The sequence below is a fragment of the Spirillospora sp. NPDC029432 genome, from assembly GCF_040703975.1.
Classification (GTDB): Bacteria; Actinomycetota; Actinomycetes; order Streptosporangiales; family Streptosporangiaceae; genus Spirillospora.
The window spans coordinates 1-19890 of record NZ_JBEZWH010000035.1 but is presented as its reverse complement, the minus strand read 5'-3'; the positions used below and the strand labels follow the sequence as shown (position 1 = coordinate 19890).

At 74.3% G+C, this 19890-nt stretch carries 17 protein-coding genes and 2 pseudogenes; 14 read left to right on the top strand and 5 right to left on the bottom strand.

The genetic code is table 11. The features are described from left to right. Window positions 1-124 precede the first annotated feature (124 nt). Complete coding sequence (locus AB0881_RS25195; protein WP_366620486.1) at window positions 125-1489, bottom strand: MFS transporter; 1365 nt, start codon at window positions 1487-1489, stop codon at window positions 125-127. Window positions 1490-1623: 134 nt separating this feature from the next. On the opposite strand from AB0881_RS25195, the gene AB0881_RS25190 reads away from it, so the two are divergent. The 6 genes from AB0881_RS25190 to AB0881_RS25165 all read left to right on the top strand — a co-directional run bounded on the left by AB0881_RS25190 (window position 1624) and on the right by AB0881_RS25165 (window position 8673). Further along, window positions 1624-2367: an IclR family transcriptional regulator gene (locus AB0881_RS25190; RefSeq protein WP_366620484.1), complete on the top strand. Its 744-nt coding sequence runs from the start codon at window positions 1624-1626 to the stop codon at window positions 2365-2367. 115 nt (window positions 2368-2482) lie between these two features. Continuing rightward, window positions 2483-3439: a PDR/VanB family oxidoreductase gene (locus AB0881_RS25185; protein ID WP_366620482.1), complete on the top strand. Its 957-nt coding sequence runs from the start codon at window positions 2483-2485 to the stop codon at window positions 3437-3439. A 17-nt stretch (window positions 3440-3456) separates the two neighbouring features. Beyond that, window positions 3457-4650, top strand: a complete 1194-nt coding sequence (locus AB0881_RS25180) for a cytochrome P450 (protein ID WP_366620480.1) — start codon at window positions 3457-3459, stop codon at window positions 4648-4650. A 117-nt stretch (window positions 4651-4767) separates the two neighbouring features. After that, window positions 4768-6594, top strand: coding sequence for a glycoside hydrolase family 3 protein (locus AB0881_RS25175; RefSeq protein ID WP_366620478.1), 1827 nt, complete (start codon window positions 4768-4770; stop codon window positions 6592-6594). A 294-nt stretch (window positions 6595-6888) separates the two neighbouring features. After that, window positions 6889-7410 carry a lytic polysaccharide monooxygenase auxiliary activity family 9 protein gene (locus AB0881_RS25170; RefSeq protein ID WP_366620476.1) on the top strand — a complete coding sequence of 174 codons (522 nt, stop codon included), beginning with the start codon at window positions 6889-6891 and terminating at the stop codon, window positions 7408-7410. Window positions 7411-7497: 87 nt separating this feature from the next. Then, complete coding sequence (locus tag AB0881_RS25165) at window positions 7498-8673, top strand: NADH:flavin oxidoreductase (RefSeq protein WP_366620474.1); 1176 nt, start codon at window positions 7498-7500, stop codon at window positions 8671-8673. Here AB0881_RS25165 and AB0881_RS25160 read toward each other — a convergent pair. Then, window positions 8655-9278: a helix-turn-helix domain-containing protein gene (locus AB0881_RS25160; protein WP_366620473.1), complete on the bottom strand. Its 624-nt coding sequence runs from the start codon at window positions 9276-9278 to the stop codon at window positions 8655-8657. The two genes, AB0881_RS25165 and AB0881_RS25160, sit on opposite strands and share 19 nt — an antisense overlap. Window positions 9279-9323: 45 nt before the next feature. Here AB0881_RS25160 and AB0881_RS25155 point away from each other — a divergent pair, with 45 nt between their 5' ends. Further along, window positions 9324-10193: an SDR family oxidoreductase gene (locus AB0881_RS25155; protein WP_366620471.1), complete on the top strand. Its 870-nt coding sequence runs from the start codon at window positions 9324-9326 to the stop codon at window positions 10191-10193. 78 nt (window positions 10194-10271) lie between these two features. Here the strand turns inward: AB0881_RS25155 and AB0881_RS25150 are convergent, their stop codons facing one another. Continuing rightward, window positions 10272-10589 (bottom strand): multidrug efflux SMR transporter, encoded by a 318-nt coding sequence (locus tag AB0881_RS25150; protein WP_366620469.1) that lies wholly within the window; start codon window positions 10587-10589, stop codon window positions 10272-10274. 145 nt (window positions 10590-10734) lie between these two features. Then, the gene (locus tag AB0881_RS25145) at window positions 10735-11751 is read right to left on the bottom strand and encodes a S1 family peptidase (RefSeq protein WP_366620467.1); all 1017 of its coding nucleotides are present in this window, start codon (window positions 11749-11751) and stop codon (window positions 10735-10737) included. Between the two features lie 421 nt (window positions 11752-12172). On the opposite strand from AB0881_RS25145, the gene AB0881_RS25140 reads away from it, so the two are divergent. The 7 genes and pseudogenes from AB0881_RS25140 (at window position 12173) to AB0881_RS25110 (ending at window position 19325) form a co-directional block, all read left to right on the top strand. Further along, window positions 12173-12661: a hypothetical protein gene (locus AB0881_RS25140; protein ID WP_366620465.1), complete on the top strand. Its 489-nt coding sequence runs from the start codon at window positions 12173-12175 to the stop codon at window positions 12659-12661. A gap of 12 nt (window positions 12662-12673) precedes the next feature. Continuing rightward, window positions 12674-13488: pseudogene (locus tag AB0881_RS25135) on the top strand (SAM-dependent methyltransferase). Between the two features lie 411 nt (window positions 13489-13899). Next, window positions 13900-14487 (top strand): hypothetical protein, encoded by a 588-nt coding sequence (locus AB0881_RS25130; protein WP_366620463.1) that lies wholly within the window; start codon window positions 13900-13902, stop codon window positions 14485-14487. Next, entirely contained in the window at window positions 14484-15392 is a 909-nt protein-coding gene (locus AB0881_RS25125; protein ID WP_366620461.1) for an ABC transporter ATP-binding protein, read from the top strand. The genes AB0881_RS25130 and AB0881_RS25125 overlap by 4 nt, the downstream gene beginning before the upstream one ends. Next, the gene (locus AB0881_RS25120; RefSeq protein ID WP_366620459.1) at window positions 15382-16188 is read left to right on the top strand and encodes a hypothetical protein; all 807 of its coding nucleotides are present in this window, start codon (window positions 15382-15384) and stop codon (window positions 16186-16188) included. Before AB0881_RS25125 ends, AB0881_RS25120 begins: the two co-directional genes overlap by 11 nt. 218 nt (window positions 16189-16406) lie before the next feature. Further along, a complete protein-coding gene (locus AB0881_RS25115; RefSeq protein WP_366620457.1) occupies window positions 16407-17642 on the top strand; it encodes an aromatic acid exporter family protein in 1236 nt (411 codons plus the stop codon). Window positions 17643-17768: 126 nt separating this feature from the next. Beyond that, entirely contained in the window at window positions 17769-19325 is a 1557-nt protein-coding gene (locus tag AB0881_RS25110) for an FAD-binding protein (RefSeq protein WP_366620455.1), read from the top strand. Here AB0881_RS25110 and AB0881_RS25105 read toward each other — a convergent pair. Next, window positions 19312-19890: pseudogene (locus tag AB0881_RS25105) on the bottom strand (flavoprotein); the annotation flags it as partial. The gene AB0881_RS25110 and the pseudogene AB0881_RS25105 sit on opposite strands and share 14 nt — an antisense overlap.

Here is a 19890-nt window from a genome sequence, read left to right as displayed (position 1 = left end):
TGGGGCGGGACCGGCGCCCGGGGGAGGGGCGCCGGTGGCAACGATGGTGACCCCGGTCACGCGGCGCCCGGAACGGCGTTCCCGGATGCCGGAAAGGAATCCGGGAGCGCCGCCCGTCCGCGGGTCAGGCGCCCGACCGCACCGGCACCTCCGCCGCCCGCCCGCCGGGCGCGAGGCGGAAGGCGTTCACGGTCGCCGCGCCGAGCACCAGCACGGCGGTGACCAGCAGGAACAGCTGCCCGGGCGTCCAGTCCGCGTCGAGCAGCCGCCCGGCCACGACGGGCGACAGGATGGCGCCGATCCGGCCGATGCCGATGCCCCAGCCGACGCCGGTCGCGCGGACCGCGGGCTCGTACACCGACGGGGTGAGGGCGTACAGGCCGGCGACGCAGCCGTTCACGAACACCCCGATCAGCGCGCCCAGGGCCAGCAGCAGCCCGTACACCGAGGCGGCCGGGACGAACAGCGCGAGCAGGACGGCGGTGGCGGCCAGGTAGCCGACCAGCACGTGCTTGAGGGCGAAGCGGGCGGCGAGCACGCCCAGCAGGGTGGCGCCGAAGATGCCGCCCAGGTTGAGCAGCACGCCGCCGGTGATCCCCTGGTCGGCCGACATCCCGGCCTCGACCAGCAGCTTGGGCGTCCAGCTGGTGACGAAGTAGAACGCGAACATCACCAGGAAGAAGCCCGTCCAGGTGAGCAGGGTGTTGCGGCGCAGCTCCGGCGCGAGGATCCGGCGCAGCGAGGAGGCGGGCCGCCCGGCGGCGTCGTCGCCGCCGGGCAGGGCCGGCCGCGGCATCGCGTCGAGTGGTGGCTGCCTCATCGCCGCCAGCAGCCTGTTGAGCCGGTCGAGGGCGCCGGGCGACCGCCGCGTGAGGAGGAAGTCCAGCGACTCGGGCAGCCGCCAGAGCACGACCGGGATCAGGAGGGCGGTGGCGACGGCGCCGAAGGCGAAGACCGGGCGCCAGCCGCCGCCGCTCTGCAGCGCGGCCGCGATGACGCCGCCCGCGGTCGCGCCGATGGCGTAGCCGGTGGAGTTGAGGCTGACGGCCAGCCCCCGCCAGCGCCGGTTGGCGTACTCGGCGGCGATGACGTTGCTGCTCGCCAGGATCCCGCCGATGCCGATGCCCGTGAGCACGCGCAGCGCGCCCAGCTGGACGGCGCTCTGGCTGACCGCGGACAGGCCCATGCCCGCCGAGGCCAGGACCAGTCCGGTGAGGATCATCGCCCGGCGGCCGAGCCGGTCGGCGAGCGGCGCCAGGAAGATCGAGCCGAGCGCCATGCCGGCCAGGCCGGCGCTGAGGAGCAGGCCGAGCTCGGACCCGGACAGCCCCCACTCGTCCGAGACGGCGTCGGAGGTGAACGCCATGACCAGCACGTCGAAGCCGTCCAGCACGTTCAGCAGCACGCACACCGCGATCGCGGTCCACTGGAGCGGCGACATCGGCGCGCCGTCAAGGCGGCCGCGCGGATCGGTACCCGGGGAACTCACGTCGAGCTCGCCTCCTTCAGGGGTGGGAAACGGTCGCCCGAGCATGATCTGGCTCACATCCCGCGGCCATCGGCTTTCCATTCAATGGATGGGTTCGCCCCGGTTCGGATGGCGGGGCCGTGAGGATGGGGCGCATGGCCAGGTCGTCCAGCGGGGAATCGGTCCTCACCCGGGTGGTGCGGATCCTCGACGCGTTCGGGCCCGACTCCCGGGTGCTGACGGTCGGGGAGATCGGCCGCCGGGCGGCGCTGCCGCCGGCGACGACGGCGCGGCTGGTGAAGGAGATGGTCGCGCACGGCCTGCTGGCCCGCGACGAGCGGCGCCGGGTGCGGATCGGCACCCGCATGTGGGAGCTGGCCGAGCGCGCCTCCCCGATGCAGAGCCTGCGGGAGGCGGCCATGCGGTACATGGGCGACCTGCGGTCGGTCGTCGGCCACTCCGTCCAGCTCGGGGTGCTGGACGGCCGCGAGGCGCTGTTCGTCGAGCGGCTCTCGGCGCCGGAGGCGGTCGTCAACGTCACCCGGGTCGGCGGGCGGCTCCCGCTGCACGCCTCGTCCGCCGGGCTGATCCTGCTGACCCACGCGCCGCCAGCGTTCCAGGAGGAGATCATCCGCGGGCCGCTGGAGACGTTCACCCCGCACACGCTGCGGGACGGGCGGGCGCTGCGCGCCGAGCTCGCGGAGGTGCGCCGCCGGGGGTTCGCGTTCTGCCCCGGCCACATCCACCCCGACGCCACCGGGATCGCCGTGCCGGTGCGGCGGAACGGGCAGGTGGTCGCGGCGCTCGGGCTGGTCGTCCCGAACGACGGCGCCGCGTGGGCGCTGAACCGCCCGCTGCAGCTCACCGGCATGGCCCTCAGCCGCGCGCTCTCGGACTGACCGCCCGCCGGATGTGACCGGCGCCACGCCGCCCGCTCATTGAATGGGAAGGGCGTGGCCCGGCGGGCGGCGGCCGTCCGATCCTCGGACCACACCCCGAGTCCGAGGAGTTCCCATGGCCGAGGCATCCGCCGCAGACCCGCCGGCCGAAGTGCGCGTGACGGCGAAGACGCCCGTCGCGGACGGCGTCGTGGCGCTCACCCTGGCGCGCCCCGACGGGGGCCGGCTACCGGACTGGACGCCCGGCGCGCACGTCGACCTGGTGCTGCCCGGCGGCCTGACCCGCCAGTACTCGCTGTGCGGCGACCGCTGGGACGCCCGCTCCTACCGCGTCGGCGTGCTGCGCGAGCCCGCCGGCCGGGGCGGGTCCGCGTTCGTCCACGACGAGCTGCGCGAGGGCGACCTGGTCGGCATCGGCGGCCCGCGCAACAACTTCCGGCTGGTCCCCGCCGAGCGCTACCTGTTCATCGCCGGCGGCATCGGGATCACCCCGCTGCTGCCGATGATCGTGCAGGCGGAGCTGCTGGGGATCGGGTGGCGGCTGCTGTACGGCGGCCGCACCCGCGCGTCGATGGCGTTCCTGGACGAGCTGGCGCCGTACGGGGACAAGGTCGCCGTCGTGCCGCAGGACGAGCACGGCCTGCTGGACCTGGCGGCCTGGCTGCCGGACCCCGCCGGCACCAAGGTGTACTGCTGCGGCCCCGGCGCGCTGCTGGACGCGGTCGAGCGCCGCTGCGCCGGCTGGCCGCCCGGGCTGCTCCGTACCGAACGCTTCGTCGCCGCCGCCCGGCGGTCCGCCGTCGACGGCGCCTTCGAGGTGGAGCTGCGCCGCTCGGGCCGGACGCTGACCGTCGGCCCGCGGCAGTCGCTGCTCCAGGCGCTGGGCGAGGCCGGCGTCCCCGTGCTGTCGTCCTGCCGCCAGGGCCTGTGCGGCACCTGCGAGACGACCGTCCTGGACGGCGTCCCCGACCACCGCGACTCCCTGCTGGACGACGCCGAGCGCGCGGCCGGCGACTGCATGTTCGTGTGCGTGTCCCGGGCCGCCGGCGACCGCCTCGTCCTGGACCTGTGACCCCGGAGGAACCCGCGATGACCGCTGTGACCACGCCGTCCCTGGACGCCGACCCGTTCGCCGCCGAGGTCCTCCGCGACCCGCTGCCCCTGCAGGCCGCGCTGCGCGACGCCGGGCCCGTCGTCCACCTGAGCCGCTACGGCGTGTACGCCCTGGCGCGCTACGAGCACGTGCACGCCGCGCTGACCGACTGGCAGTCGTTCCAGTCCGGCGCGGGGGTCGGGCTCGCCAACTTCCGGTACGAGGAGCCGTGGCGCCCGCCGAGCCTGCTGCTGGAGGCCGATCCGCCCCGGCACGACGCGCCCCGCGCCGTGCTGGCGGGGATCCTCGGGCCGCGGGCGCTGCGGCGGCTGCGGGACGCCTGGTTCGCCGAGGCGGAGGAACTGGTGGACCGGGTGCTGGCCGACCGCTCGTTCGACGCCGTTCCCGCGCTTGCGCAGGCGTTCCCGCTACGCGTGTTCCCGGACGCGGTCGGGCTGCCCCGGGAAGGGCGGGAGAACCTCCTGCCGTACGGCGACCACGCCTTCAACGCCTTCGGCCCGCACAACGACCTGGTCGCCAAGGGCGCGCCCCGCGTCGGCGAGCTGTCGGGGTGGGTGAACGCGCAGTGCGCCCGCGAGCGGCTGTCCCCGGGCGGGTTCGGCGCCCGGATCTGGGAGGCGGCCGACAAGGGCGACATCACGCCCGAGCAGGCGCCGCTCGTCGTCCGCTCCCTGCTGACCGCCGGTGTCGACACGACCGTTCACGGCCTGGGCGCCGTGCTGTACGCGTTCGCCACCCACCCGGACCAGTGGGACCGGCTCCGCGCCGACCCGGGGCTGGCCCGCGTCGCGTTCGACGAGGCCGTGCGCTGGGAGTCGCCGGTGCAGACGTTCTTCCGCACCGCCACCGGCGACACCGAGATCGCCGGGACGGTGATCCCCGACGGCCGGAAGATCCTGATGTTCCTCGGCGCCGCCAACCGGGACCCGCGCCGCTGGGCGGAGCCCGACGCGTTCGACCTGGGCCGCGACCCGTCCGCCCACGTCGGCTTCGGCATGGGGCTGCACCAGTGCGTCGGCCAGCACGTGGCGCGGCTGGAGGCGGAGGCCGTGCTCACGGCGCTGGCGGCGCGCGTCGAGCGCATCGAACTCGACGGGCCGCCCGAACGGCACCTCAACAACACGCTGCGCGCCTGGGCGTCGATGCCCGTCCGCGTCCGGCCGGCCTGACCCCCGGGCCGCGGCGGCGCTCGTCGAATCTTGCCGTGGACGGGGGTGCCGCGCGGGTCTAGCGTGCCGATCAGGACGCCGAGGTTTGATCGCCTTCGGGGGCGAAAGGGAGCCGTCATGACCCGTTCCCGCGCACGCCGCTTCCTGGCCTGGCTCACCGCCGCCACGCTGGTCCTCTCCGGTCTCGCGGTCCCCGGCGCGCACGCCGGCGGCAAGGATCCGCGGCTGCTCCGGCTGCTGCGGTCGATGACGCTGGAGGAGAAGGCCGCGCAGCTGTTCGTCCTCCAGGTGTACGGCAAGAGCGCGGACACGGCCGACCCCGCGGACGTCGCCGCCAACCGGCGGCTGTACGGGGTCGACAACGCCGCCCAGGTCGTGGCCCGCTACCGCCCCGGCGGGTTCATCTACTACGCCGCCAGCCCGGCGAACGTGACGAGCCCGCGGCAGCTCGCCGCGTTCTCCAACGGAATCCAGCGGGCCGCCATGGCGCAGCGCGTCCCGGTCCCGGCGACGATCGCGACCGACCAGGAGGGCGGCATCGTCGCGCGGGTGCCGCCGCCCGCCACCCAGTCGCCCGGCGCCATGGCGCTCGCCGCCGGGCGCCGGACCGGCGACGCCCGCGCGCTCGCCCGGATCACCGGGCGGGAGCTGCGGGCCATCGGGATCAACCAGGACTACGCGCCCGACGCCGACGTCAACGTGAACCCGGCCAACCCGGTGATCGGCGTGCGGTCGTTCGGCTCCGACCCGGGACTGGTGTCGGACATGGTGGTCGCGCAAGTGGCCGGCTACCGGAGCGCGGGGGTGACGCCGACCGTCAAACACTTCCCCGGCCACGGCGACACCACCACCGACAGCCACATCGGCGTCCCGCGGATCGGGCACACGCGGGAGGAGTGGGAGCGGCTCGACCTGCCGCCGTTCCGCGCGGCCATCGCCCGCGGCGCCGACAGCATCATGACCGCGCACATCATCGTGCCCGCGCTGGACGCCTCGGAGGACCCGGCGACCCTGTCCCGGCCGATCCTCACCGGCATCCTGCGCGAGCGGCTCGGCTACCGGGGCGTCGTCGTCACCGACGCGCTCGACATGCAGGGCGTGCGGACCAAGTACGGCGACGAGCGCATCCCCGTACTGGCGCTCAAGGCGGGCGTGGACGTGCTGCTCAAGCCGCCGGCGGACGCGTCCGGCGCGGGGGTGTTCCCCCGGCAGCTCGCCGCGGTGGTGAACGCGGTCAGGACGGGAGAGCTGACCGAGCGGCGCATCGACGCGTCGGTCTACCGGATCCTGGAGCTGAAGCAGCGGCGCGGGCTGTTCCGCGACCCGTACGCGGACGAGGGCCGCATCGACCGGATCGTGGGCGCGCCGGCGCACCTGGCGGCGGCCCAGCGGGCGGCGGACCGGACGACGACGCTGGTCAGGAACGACGCCGGGCTGCTGCCGCTGGCGCCGGGGCCGCGGAACGTGCTGGTCACCGGATGGGGCGCCGCGACGACGGCGGCGCTGGCGGGCGAGTTCGGCGCCCGCGGGGCCGCGGCGACCGTGCGGGAGACCGGGCTGAGCCCGGGGCGGGACCGGATCGACGGGGCGGTCGCGGCGGCGCGGGACGCCGACCTGGTCGTCGCCGTCACCAACCGGGCCTGGGACGTCAAGGAGGAGAGCGGCCACAACGGCCCCGGGCAGATGAACCTCGTCCGGGCGCTCGTCGCCACCGGGAAGCCGGTAGTGGTCATCGCCGCCCGCGACCCGTACGACATCGCCTACTTCCCCGAGGCGCGCACGTACCTGGCGACGTACTCCTACACCGCCGAGGCGCTGCGCTCGGCGGCCCGGGCGCTGTTCGGCGAGATCGAGCCGGCCGGGCGGCTGCCGGTGGCGATCCCGGCACGCGACCAGTCGGGGACGCTGTACCCGTTCGGCCACGGGCTCGGGTACGGCGGCTGACCGCCTGAGACGAACCGGGCGGCGCCCGGGGTCCGTCGGCCGATTTCGCCGATGGACCGCCCGTGCGGCGGGCGGTTCTTGCCGAATCCGGTTTTGCGGAAATGCCGGTTCGGCGGGTGACCTGGGCTGGTCATATCGGAGCCCGGATGATCATTCAGGGAAGGGCTTGCCGGTCGGGGGAGCGGCGTTTAGCGTCCTTTAAAGATAGGAAAGTTTCCTGTCTATAGGAGATCTCCGTCCCCCGCCCCGGCGGCCGCGGCGCGAGTCCGGCCGCCCCTACGCAAGGACCCCCGCATGAAGAGATCCAGACGCCGGCTCGCCGCCGTCGCGGCGGGCGCGGCCGCCGCTCCCCTCGTCACCGTCGTCCTCCCGGCCGCCGCGGCGAACGCCCACGGGTACGTCTCCGCGCCGCCCAGCCGGCAGGCCCAGTGCGCGCAGCGGACCGTCCCGTGCGGCCCGATCCAGTGGGAGCCGCAGAGCGTCGAGGGCCCCAAGGGCCTGCTGAGCTGCAGCGGCGGGAACGCCCGCTTCGCCGAGCTCGACGACGACGGCAAGGGCTGGCACGCCGCCTCGGTCGGCCGCACGGTGACGTTCACCTGGACGTTCACCGCCCAGCACCGCACCCGGGACTACGAGTACCACGTCGGCGGCCGGCGGGTCGCCCTCATCGACGGCGGGGACCGGCAGCCGCCGCCGACCGTGACCCACACGATCGACCTCGGCGGCGTCACCGGCCGCCAGAAGGTACTGGCGGTGTGGAACGTCGCCGACACCGCCAACGCCTTCTACGCCTGTATCGACGTCCAGGTCGGCTGACCGGGCGGCGGGTTCGGGCACGCGGGAGCGGACCTAGAATGAATCGTGTTTCAATCAGTGATTGAAACATGATCCGAGGAGGCCCGCATGGATGATCGACCGACCACTCCCGACGTGTTCGAACCCGCCCGGCTCGGCCCGCTGACGCTGCGCAACCGGACGATCAAGGCCGCCACCTTCGAGGGCATGACCAAGGGCGCGCTGGTCACCGACGAGCTGATCGAGTTCCACCGGCGGCACGCCGCGGGCGGAGTGGGGATGACCACCGTCGCCTACTGCGCCGTCCAGCCGGAGGGGCGCACCGAGCGCGACCAGATCTGGATGCGGCCCGAGGCGCTGCCCGGGCTGCGCCGCCTGACCGACGCGGTGCACGCCGAGGGCGCGGCCGCGTCCGCGCAGATCGGGCACGCCGGGCCGGTCGCCAACGGGAAGTCCAACGGGCTGCCGTCGCTGGGCCCGTCCGCCTCGTTCAACGCGCAGAGCCTGCGGATGACGCGCAGGGCGACCCGCGCGGACATCGAGCGCATCACCAGGGCGCACGCCGACGCGGCGCTGCTGGCGGTCGAGGCGGGCTTCGACGCGGTCGAGATCCACCTGGGGCACAACTACTTCGCCAGCTCGTTCCTCAGCCCGAAGATCAACAAGCGGGACGACGGGTACGGCGGCTCGCTGGCCAACCGCGCCAAGGTTGCCCTCGGTGTGGTCCGCGCCGTGCGGGACGCCGTCGGCGACCGCATCGCGATCCTGGCCAAGTTCAACATGGACGACGGCGTCCCCGGCGGGTTCTGGCTCGACGAGAGCCTCCAGGTCGCCCGGTGGCTGGAGCGCGCCGGCGGCGTGGACGCCCTGGAGCTGACCGCCGGAAGCTCGCTGCTGAACCCGATGTACCTGTTCCGGGGCGAGGCGCCGGTCCGGGAGTTCGCGGCGACGTTCCCGCAGCCGCAGCGGCTGGGCATCCAGCTGGTCGGCGACCGGTTCATCCGCGCCTACCCGTACGAGGAGGCGTACCTGCTGGACGGCGCGCGGCAGTTCCGGGCCGCGCTGGACCTGCCGCTGGTGCTGCTGGGCGGCATCACCGAGCGCGCCACGATGGACCGGGCGATGGCCGAGGGGTTCCAGTTCGTCGCCATGGCCCGCGCCCTGCTACGCGAGCCAGACCTGATCGACCGGATCCAGGCCGAACCGCGGACGCGGTCGCTGTGCGTCCACTGCAACAAGTGCATGCCGACGATCTTCAGCGGCACTCACTGCGTGCTCGCCTGACCCGCCGGCGGGGCCGCCAGGCCCGCGGCCAGGAAGGCGATGACGGTGCCGGTCTCCGGCAGCGCGGCGGCGGCCTCCGGGGAGCCCGCCAGCGGGCGCCCGTAGATCTCCAGCAGGAGGGTGAACGCCAGCCGCCAGCGCTCGGCGACCTCCCGTACCGGCAGCTCCGGGCGGGCGCGCGCGAGCATGACCTCGAACGGGGCCGGGCCGAACCAGGCCGAGGCGTGCGGCGGCCGCCGGGCGGGCAGCTCCGACCGGGCGAGCAGGTGGCACAGCATGCGCCCCTTGGCGGTGCGCGCCAGCTCCTCGAACGGCTCGACGAGCGCGGTCACCAGCTCGGTGACGTCCAGCGCCGCCCCGGCCGCCTCCGAGCGCCGCGCCAGGCTCTCCAGGCGGTCCGCCCACAGCGGCAGGAGCTCCTGTTCGAGGAGGGCCGCGACCAGCCCCTCCCGGGAGCCGAAGTGGTAGTGCACCGCGCCCGGGTTCAGCCCGGCCGCGGCGTTGACGGCCCGGACCGACACCTGGTCGGCGCCCTTCTCCATGAAGAGGCGCTCCGCGGCGGCCAGGAGCCGTGCCCGGGTCGTGAGCGAGTCGTCGTCGGCCATCCGGCCATTGCATCACAGGTACCGGAGATACCTTTCAATCAGTGATTGACTGAAGTCGCCACCCGCATCGAGGAGGAGTCGAACATGGGAACCTACGCCGTCACCGGGTCCGCGTCGGGAATGGGCGCCGCCAGCGCCGCCGTCCTGAAGGGCGAGGGCCACACCGTGATCGGGGTCGACCTGCGGGACGCCGACGTGGTCGCCGACCTCGGCACCGCGGACGGCCGCCGCGCGGCGGTCGAGGAGATCCTCGCGATCAGCGGCGGGCGCCTCGACGGAGTCGCCGCCATCGCCGGCGTCGGCCCGAACATGCCGGACGCGGCCGCCGTGCTGTCGATCAACTACTTCGGCCCCGTCGCCCTTCTGGAGGGGCTGCGGCCCGCCCTCGAACGCGCTGACGCGGGCCGCGCCGTAGTGATCGGGTCCAACTCCGCGACGACCGTCCCGCTGATCGACGAGGACACCGTGAACCTGGCCCTGGCGGGCGACGAGGAGGCCGCGCGGAAGCGCGCGAACGCGGCCCAGGCGGAGATGCCGGCCGAGTTCGCCGAGCTCGCGCCGCCGAGCATCTCGGCGTACGCCTCGTCCAAGTTCGCCCTGGCCCGCTGGCTGCGCCGGACCGCCGTCCTGCCCGAGTGGGCGCGGCGCGGCATCCTGCTGAACGCGATCGCCCCCGGCGCCGTGCTCACCCCGCTCATGCTCGGCTCGACGGGCGACGCCGCCGAGCAGGACGTGGACGAGTTCCCGACCCCGATGCCGCTGGGCGAGTTCGGCCGGCCCGAGGACATCGCGTACTGGGTGCACCAGTTCCTCCGCCCCGAGGCCCGCTTCACCACCGGCGCGGTCCTCTACGTGGACGGCGGCACCGACGCGGCCATGCGCCCCGACGCGCAGCCGACGCCGATGACCTTCTGAACTTCACCGCGCGGCCGGGGATGCTGACCAACTTCTTCGGCCCGAACCGGGCCGGGAAGTATCACACCCGGCCGCCGGTCAGGTGGTGATGACGCGCAGCCCGACGACGCCCGCGACGATCAGCAGCAGGCAGAGGAGGCGGGCGGCCGTCACCGGGTCGTCCAGGAAGACCATCCCGTAGACGGCGGCGCCGACCGCGCCGATCCCCGTCCACACGGCGTAGGCGGTGCCGAGCGGCAGCGAGTGCAGCGCGTGCCCGAGCCCCCACATGCTCAGCGCCAGCGCCACGACGAACAGGACCGTCGGCCAGAGCCTGGTGAACCGGGCGGACGCCTCCAGCGCCGCCGCCCACACCGTCTCCAGCAGCCCGGCCACGATGAGGATCACCCAGACCATGCGCTCCCTCGCCCCTCGTGATCGGCAGAGCGTGATCATGCTGCCCGGATCGCGGCGGCGCTAACCCCGGTGGAGCCGTGCTCGCGTCCTGTTCACGGGGGATCCCCGGGGCCGTTCGCGGCGCCCCGGGGATCCCCGGCTCCTTTTAGTAGACGCTCACGCCGTACGCGCTGAGCGCTTCGGTGACCGGCTGGAAGAACGTGGTCCCGCCGGTGGTGCAGTTGCCGCTGCCTCCGGACGTGAGCCCGAGGGCCGCGGAGCCGGCGAACAGCGAGCCGCCGCTGTCGCCGCCCTGCGCGCAGATCGTCGTGCGGATCAGGCCCGACACGGTGCCCTGCGGGTAGCGGACGGTCTGGTTGAGCGCGGTGACTTGGCCGCTGCGCACCCCGGTGGTGCTGCCGCTGCGGCGGGCGGTCTCACCGACGACCGCGTTGCGGGCGCTCGCGATGTCCTGGGAGCCGGAGTAGAGGTACACGTCCCCCGGCTTGGAGATCGTCGTGTTGGTGTAGCGCACGATGCCGTAGTCGTTGCCCGGGAAGCTGGAGCCCGCCCGGGTGCCGAGCACGGTGCTGCCGCTGGAGTTGGCGTACCAGGTCGCGCCGATGTTGGTGCAGTGCCCGGCGGTCAGGAAGAACTGCTGGCCGGCGCTGTTGCGGACGTTGAAGCCGAGGGAGCAGCGGGAGCCTCCGGTGTAGATGGCCTGGCCGCCGGAGATGGTGGTGGTGAACTTGCCGGGGATGTGCTCCAGCCGTACGGCCGAGCCGTGGGCCGCCGCGGCCGCCCGGGTACGGGCGAGCTTCGCGCCGGTCACGGTGTCGTCGTAGGAGAGCACGACCTGGTTGGTGGCGGCGTCCACGGCCCAGGCGGTGCCGGTCGCGGTGACCGAACGGCCGATGGCCTCGGTGACCTTCCCGAGCACCGCGCCGCTGCGGGCGACGTTCCTGGGTACGGCGCCCGCCTCGCGGACCTCGCGGGCCGCGCTCGCGTCCGCCACGGTCACGACCAGCCGGCCGCCGTCCAGGTAGGAGCCGGCGGTGCGGGTTCCGAGCCGCTGGGCCAGTTCGGTGGCCAGCCGGCCCGGGTCGGGCGTGGTGGCGGGGGCCGCCGCGGCCTGCGCGGCGGGTACTGCGGTCAGCATGGCCGCCGTGGTGGCGGCCGCCATGCACACGACAGTGGCGGGGCGGATGGGTCTCATCCTCACTGTGCCTCCAGTGAGTCAGGGCCGGTCCGGATGACGCGCCCTGAGTCACGTGCATCGTGAAGAAGGGCCGGTACCCCAACAAGGGGACAAAAGTGACCAATCGCCGGACCACCTTTGGCAAGCCTGCGCGCGTTCCACGTCGGCTTCGAAATGGATCGATCCAGTGCCGCGTCAACCCGCGATCTTGGCCGCACCCGGCCAAGATCTGCGGGTGGATCCCGGAACTTTCCCGCCCGGCGGCATCAGGGTTTCGCATGGAAGGCGTCAAGACCGCGATAACGCCTGCTCCGCGCCCCGCGACGGTGGGTTCACTGGCATGCGTCCCCCCGGTAGCGGATGCCGGGGCGCGGCGCGCGGTGAGGCGCGCGAAGGAGGCTCAGCGATGCGGCACCTGGAAACCGTCGCCTTCCCCCTGGCCGCCGGCACGGCCTGCTCCTTCCTGCTGGCCGTGGTCCTGAAAGAGGCGCCGTGGCAGGCCGGGTTCACGGCGGTGACGGCGTGCGCCGTCCTCTGGTCCCTGCTCGGGACGCCCCTCATGGGCGCCGCGCTCGGCGGCATCGCCTGGGCCTTCGTGACCGGCTTCGACGTCGCCGGGTCCGGCGACCTCGTCCTGACCGGCGGCGCGGACGCCGCGCGCGCCGCGCTCCTCGTCGCGGCGGGCCTGCTGGCGGGCGCCGCCGGCCGCCGTCTGGGCGGGCCCGGCCCGGGCGGCGACATGCCGCCGGCGCCCGAGGAGTACGCCGCCCGCCCCGTCCCGCCGGCGCGGGCCGATCTCCCGCGGCCGGCCGCACGGCCGGGTGTGGCCACAGTGGCCCGTGGTACGGGACCGGACCGCACACTGAGGACCGGCGTTGGACTCCCCGGTCGGTGAGGTGGACGGCGAATGAGCATGGGCCCGCAGGGCGGCGGCCTGTCACAGGAGATCGACATCAGCGTGCCGCACTCGGCGCGGATCTGGAACTACTGGCTCGGCGGCAAGGACAACTACGAGATCGACCGGATGGTCGGCGCGCGGGTCGCCGAGATCTTCCCGTTCCAGCCGATGGTGGCGCGCGTCTCGCGGGACTTCCAGCGGCGGGCCGTGCGTTCCTGGCGGGCGAGGCGGGCGTCCGGCAGTTCCTGGACATCGGCAGCGGCCTGCCCACCGTCGAGAACACGCACATGGCGGCCCAGGCCGTCGCGCCCGAGAGCCGCATCGTCTACGTCGACAACGACCCGATGGTGCTGGCCCACGCGCGGGCCCTGCTGAGCAGCAGCGACGAGGGGGAGTGCCACTACCTGGACGCCGACCTCAACGACCCCGGCCCCATCATCGACCGCGCCAGGGAACTGATGGACTTCGACCGGCCGATCGCGCTCATGCTGATGGGGATCACCGGGCACCTCGACCCGTACGAGCGGGCCCGCGAGATCGTGGCCACCGTCCTGGACGCCCTGCCGTCCGGCAGCTACCTGGTGCACGCCGACGGCGACGACGGCGACGAGCGGGCGGTGGAGGCGCTGCGGCAGTACGCCGAGACCGGCGCCGTGGCGCATCACCTGCGCAGCGTCGAGCAGCTCAAGGCGTTCTTCGACGGGCTGGAGCCGGTCGCGCCCGGGCTCGTCCCGCCGCACCGCTGGCGGCCCGACTCCCCGGTCCAGGCCGAGCACGACTCCGTGCCCAGCATCGGCATCGCGGGCGTGGCCCGCAAGCCCTGACTCCCGAGACGCGGACGCGGCGGGCCGCGGACCCGCCCCACTACCTTGAGCGCCGCACCCGCACGCCGCGAGCGCCCGGCTGCTGCCGTTCATCGCCCATGACCGCGCCGGTTTCGGCGGCGCGCGGGCCTGACCGTTCTCGCCTTGGGGCTGTCGCGGGCCTACCTGTGCGCCCGGCCGCTGCCGTGACGGGGCCCCGCCTACTCCCGGTGGTGTAGGCGGCCGCCCTGCGCCGGGGGCCGTGCGGCGGTGGGTGCTCGGGCGGTACGCCGTGGGGCGTACCGGACGGGCGGGAGTTCGCCCCGGACGGCGTATTGGAGAAGCCGTCCGGCAGGGGACGGAATCCGGGGAGCGAATTGGGACCGTCGTCACGTGAGGGGCTACCGGCCTGACCTGAGAGGACGTGACGAGATGGCGATCTACGACAAGGGCCTCGCGCGGAGCACCGGCTCCCGCGCCGCCCCGGCGGCCCGGCGGGCCGAGCCGATGGTCCGCATCGGCAGGAGGTGGCGCAAGGCGATCCTCGCCGCGCACGTGGTCTCCGCCGGCGCCTGGATCGGCATCGACGTGATCGTGGCGGTCCTGGTCCTCACCGGGCGGTTCGGCTCGACGGACGAGATGCGCGGGCTGGCCTACCAGGCGCTGGCCGCGTTCGTGGTGTGGCCGATGCTGGTGTCGGCCCTGGTCTGCCTGGTCACCGGGGTCATCCTGGGCCTGGGCACCCGGTGGGGCCTGCTGCGGTACTGGTGGGTCGCCGTCAAGCTCGTCCTGAACGTGCTCCTGTGCGTCCTGATCATCGTCGCGCTCCAGCCGGGGATGGCCGAGGTCGGCGAGTACGGCCGGACGCTCGGCGCCGGCGTCCCGGAGCCGGAGGACGTCTCGAGCCTCTTCTACCCGCCCGCCGTGTCGCTGACGACGCTGACGTTCGCGACCGTGCTCGCCGTGGCCAAGCCGTGGGGCCGGATCCGCGGCGGCCGCCGGGGAGGTGCCTCCCGATGACGGCGGCGGTGCGGACGACCGGGCTGACCAAGCGGTACGGCCCCGTCCTCGCGGTGGACGGCCTGGACCTGGACGTGCGGGCCGGGGAGGTCTACGGGTTCCTCGGCCCCAACGGCGCCGGCAAGACGACGACGCTGCGGATGCTGCTCGGGCTGGTGCGCCCGACCGCGGGCTCGGTCAGCGTCCTCGGCGACACCGGCGGGAGCTGGCCCTCCCCGGCGCTCGGCCGGGTCGGGGCGCTCATCGAGGGCCCGGCGTTCTACCCGTTCCTGTCCGGCCGGGAGAACCTGCGGGCGCTGGCGCGGCGGGCCCGGGTCCCGGACGGCCGGGTGGCCGAGGTCCTGGACCTCGTCGGGCTCGCCGGGCGGGCCGGGGACCGGTACGCCGCGTACTCGCTGGGGATGAAGCAGCGGCTCGGCCTGGCCGCCGCCCTGCTCAAGGACCCCGATCTGCTCGTCCTCGACGAGCCGACGAACGGGCTCGACCCGGTCGGCATGGCCGACATGCGCCGCACGATCCGCGGGCTCGCCGAGGGCGGTTGCACGGTCCTGCTGAGCAGCCACCTGCTGGGCGAGGTCCGGCAGATCTGCGACCGGGTGGGGATCATCCACCGCGGCCGGCTGGTGTCGCAGCGGCCCATCGGCGAGCTCGGCGGCGCCGGCCGGCTGAGCGTGCGCGCCGATCGGCCGGACGAGGCCGCCGCCGTGCTGCGCCGCATGCTCGGCCCGGACGCCGTGCTGCGGGCGGGCGAGGACCTGCACCTGGCTGTGGACGCCGGCATGGCCGCGGCCGTCAACCGCGCGCTCGTCACCGGCGGCGTCGAGGTCAGCGAGCTGCGCTGGCACGTGCCCGACCTCGAAGAGGTCTTCTTCGAGCTCACCGAGGGGAGCCGTGATGTGGTCTGACACCCGGGCGGAGATCGGGGTCCAGAGCCGCCGTACGGCCAACTGGCTGCTCCTCGCCACCGCCATGGCGCTGACGCTGACCTTCGCCTACCTCATCCCGTACGCCGGATACCGGAGCGCCGATGAGGGCGAGCGGCTCGCGCCGCTGCTGACGGCGGAGTTCGCGGGCTCGGCCATCGGCGGGCTGCCGGCGTTCACCGGGGCGCTGGCGCTCATCTTCGGCGTCCTCGTCGCGGGGAGCGACTACGCGTGGGACGTGTGGAAGACGATCCTCGTCGTGCAGCCGTCGCGGACCCGCGTCCTGCTCGCGAAGGGCGCCACGGTGGTGCTGGGCTGCCTGCTGCTGGTGGTCGCGCTGCTCGCGGTGAGCGCGGCGGCCGGGCTGGCCGTCACCCTCGCCGAGGGCGCCGCCGTCACCTGGCCGGACACGCCGGGCGCCGCCGCGGGCCTGGGGGGCGCGTGGCTCATCGCGTCCATGTGGGCCGCGCTCGGCATGTTCCTGGCCGTCGCCCTGCGCGCCGTCGCGCTGCCCGTCGGGATCGGGCTGGTGTGGATGCTCGCCGTGCAGAACCTGATCAGCGGGCTGGCCGCGCCGCTGCTGGGCTGGGTGGACGCGCTCCAGGCGTGGCTTCCCGGCGGCGCCGCCGGCTCCCTCGTCGCCTCCCTCGGCGCGCGGGAGGACACCCCGGCCGTCGCCGAACTCACCGGGCCCGTCCACGCGGGCCTGGTCATCGCGGGCTACCTGCTCGCGTTCGGGCTCGCGGCGGGCGTCCTGCTGCGCCGCCGGGACATGTGACCGGCACCGCAAAGCGGACGCAAAGTCATGAACGAGGACACGGCCGGTCCGTGGTGCGCCCGGGCCGGCCGTGAATGGAGTGGGACGACGCGGGCACACGAGATCCGTACGCCGCCCGAGAGCGCCCGCCGCTCACGACCCATGCCGCTCACATGCCACACGTGTTCCTTCGCCGCCGTTCCGACCCGGAGGGCCGCGCCGGCCGATCGCCGCTCCGCGTGACGACGGAGGCGCGGTCCACGGTCTTCCGCATCGCCCGCCTGACGATCACCGCCACGCTGTCGTTCGTGCTCGCCCTGGCGGTGCTGCCGGAGGGCGGGCCGCAGCCGCTGCTGGCGCCGCTGACCGCGCTGCTCGTCGTGCAGTTCTCCGTCTACGGGACGATCAGGGCGGGCATCCTGCGGGTCGCCTCCGTCACCTCGGGCGTGCTGGTCGCGGTGCTGGCCGCGAGCACGATCGGGTTCTCCTGGTGGACGCTCGGCCTGACCATCCTCACCGCCCTGGTCATCGGGCACGTGCTGCGGCTGGGCGAGCACGTGCTGGAGGCGCCGATCTCCGCGATGCTGATCTTCGCGCTGGGCGCGGCCAGCGAGAGCGGCGCGATCGACCGCGTGCTGGAGACGCTGATCGGCGCCGCGACCGGGCTGGCGGCGACGCTGCTGGCGCCGTCCGTGCGGGTACGGCCGGCGGAGGAGGCCGTCCAGGACATCGCCGAGCGGCTGCGGGCCCTGATCGCGGAGATCGCCGACGGGCTGCGCGGCGAGCCCGCCCAGCACGAGGCGGCCGGCTGGCAGGACAAGGCCGAGCACCTCGCCCGCGAGATCGGCCGCACCGACCGGGACCTCGGCGCCGCCGAGGAGAGCGTGCGCCTCAACCCCCGGACCCGGGCGCGGCGGCTCATCGACGCCGGGGTCGCGCTGCGCAACGCGATGGAGACGATGGAGCACTTCACGCTGTCGCTGCGCGGCCTGACCCGGTCCCTCGCCGACGACGAGCGGCTGGGGCCGCGCGGCCGGCTGCTCACCGACCCCGCGCTGCGGCGCAACCTCGGCGACGCGCTCGCCGAGATCGCCGCGAGCATCGCCGCGTACGGCCGGCTGGCCCGCTCCGACCTGGCCCGCGACGCCACCCCGTTCCTCGCCGAGCAGGACCTGGAGGTGCACGTCGACGTGGCCCGCGCCCGCCGCGCCCGCCTCGCCCAGAGCCTGCACGAGCGGGCCGCCGCCGGCGACCTGTGGCCGCTGTACGGCGAGGTCTCCATGGACATCGACCGGCTCATCGAGCACCTGCGCGTCGAGCACCGCACCCGGGCCCGGCAGCGCTGGCGGCGGCACCGCGGCGCGTCGCGGCACCTGCCCGAGCTGCCGATCCGGGTCGTCCAGCAGGCCAGGTACCAGCTCCGCAAGGCCGCCGAGCGGAACGCCCGCGAGTCCGGCGACCCGCGCCACCGGTGACGCGGCGCGCACCGGCGGCTCGTGAGACCCGCGGGGTAGATCCCGATTGGCTCCGCAGCGTGGCGACCGTTCGGCTCGCCCGTTCCTAGCGTGCGATTGAACACTCCCCCCATCAAGGAGGCCCCTGTGGCCGGACACACGAGAAGGACGATCCTGCGGGGCGGCGCGGTGGCCGCCGCATCGGTGCCCCTGGCGCAGGTGGCCGCGCCTCCCGGGAAGGCGTCCGTCCAGGGGCCTATCGGCGTGAGGCCGGGGGATCCGCGCTATGCCTCGATGGTGCGCCGGGGCTACAACCGGCGGTTCGAGGGGCGCCCGGAGGAGATCCATGTGGCGCGCTCCGCCGAAGACGTCGTGCGCGCGGTGGACGATGCGGTGCGTACCGGCCGGAGGCTCGCCGTGCGCAGCGGAGGCCACTGCTTCGAGAACTTCGTGGACGACCAGGACGTCCGGGTGGTCATCGACCTCTCCGAGATGGCGGCCGTCCGCTACGACTGGCGCCGCGGCGCCTTCGAGGTGGAGGCGGGCGCCACGCTGGGCGAGATGTACCGGAGGCTGTACGTCGGGTGGGGCGTGACCGTCCCGGCCGGAACCGCCGGCGCAGTGGGGGTCGGCGGCCATGTCGCCGGCGGCGGCTACGGCGCCCTGTGCCGCCTGCACGGCCTGTCGGTCGATCACCTGTACGCGGTGGAGGCCGTCGTCGTCGGACGGTCGGGCAAGGCCAGGATCGTGGTGGCCACCCGGGAGCCGTCGGACCCCAACCGGGACCTGTGGTGGGCCCACACCGGAGGCGGCGGCGGGAACTTCGGGATCGTCACCCGCTACTGGTTCCGGTCGCCGGGCGGCCGGCCGCTGCCGGCTCCTCCGGCCACGGTCCTGGACTTCACCCTGTCATGGCCGTGGGAGCGGCTCGACCGGGAGGCGTTCGTCCGGCTCATGCGCAATTACGGGGAGTGGGGCGAGCGCAACTCGGCCCCCGGGTCGCCCGCGTGCGCGCTGTACGGCGAGTTCCTGCTGAACACCAGAACCGCCGGGAACCTCACGCTGATCGGCCAGGTCGCCGCCGGCAGCGGCGCCGCGCGGCTGCTGGACGACCTGACCACCGCGCTCGGCGGCGGCGTCGAGGTACGCCCGGCGCGCCGGACCTCCACACTTCCCTGGCTGACCGCGGCGGTCCACGGCCTCGACGACGCGCCGGGCCCCTTCTACAGCGTCAAGATCAAATCGGGCTACCTGCGGCGGCGCTTCACCGATCGGCAGGCCGCCGCCATCCACCGGCATCTGACCAGGACCGACTACACCCATCCCGGCGGGACCGTGTTCGTGAACACCTACGGCGGCCAGGTCAACGCCGTACGGCCCGGCGCGACCGCCACCGCCCACCGCGACTCGATCTTCAAGGTCGGCTTCACCGCCGGCTGGGAGGACCCGGCCGAGGAGGCCCGGCACCTGGCGTGGCTCCGCGAGCTCTACCGCGACGTCTACGCCGACAGCGGCGGCGTCCCGGCCGGCGGCGCGTTCATCAACTACCCCGACCGCGACCTGGCCGACCCGGCGTGGAACGCCTCGGGCGTCCCATGGCACACCCTCTACTACAAGGACGGCTACGCCCGGTTGCAGCAGGTCAAACGCCGCTGGGACCCGCGCGGCGTGTTCCACCACGCCCTCTCCGTCAGCCCCTCCTGACCGGTTGCGGCGCCCCGGACCCGCAGCAGGCCGAGCCGCCTTCCTCTGCTGCCGCCGCGCCTTCGGCGGCGAGGTCGGTGGAGCAGACGCCGGTTTCGGGCAGGTCGAGTTGGACGGTGTCGGCGGCGGTGCGGTCGCCGGCGAGGGCGGCGGTGATGGAGCGGACCTGCTCGTAGCCGGTGGCCATGAGGAAGGTGGGGGCGCGGCCGTAGCTTTTCATTCCGGTGATGTAGAGGCCGGTTTCGGGGTGGGCGAGGTCGCGTTCGCCGTGTGGGGGCACGGTGCCGCAGGAGTGGAAGTTCGGGTCGATGAGTGGGGCGAGCTTGATCGGGGCTTCGGTGGCGGGGTCGAGATCGGTGCGGACTTCGCGGAGCATGTTCAGGTCGGGTCGGAATCCGGTGGCGGCGACGATGGTGTCGGCGGTGATGGTCTGTTCGCCTTGGGGGGTGGTGCCGGTGATCTGCACTCTGCCGGTGGTGGGGGTGGTGAGGCGGGTGATGGTGAACGAGCGGATCAGTTCGATCTGGCCGGAGTTGACGGCCTGCTTCAGGCGTGTGCCGAGGGC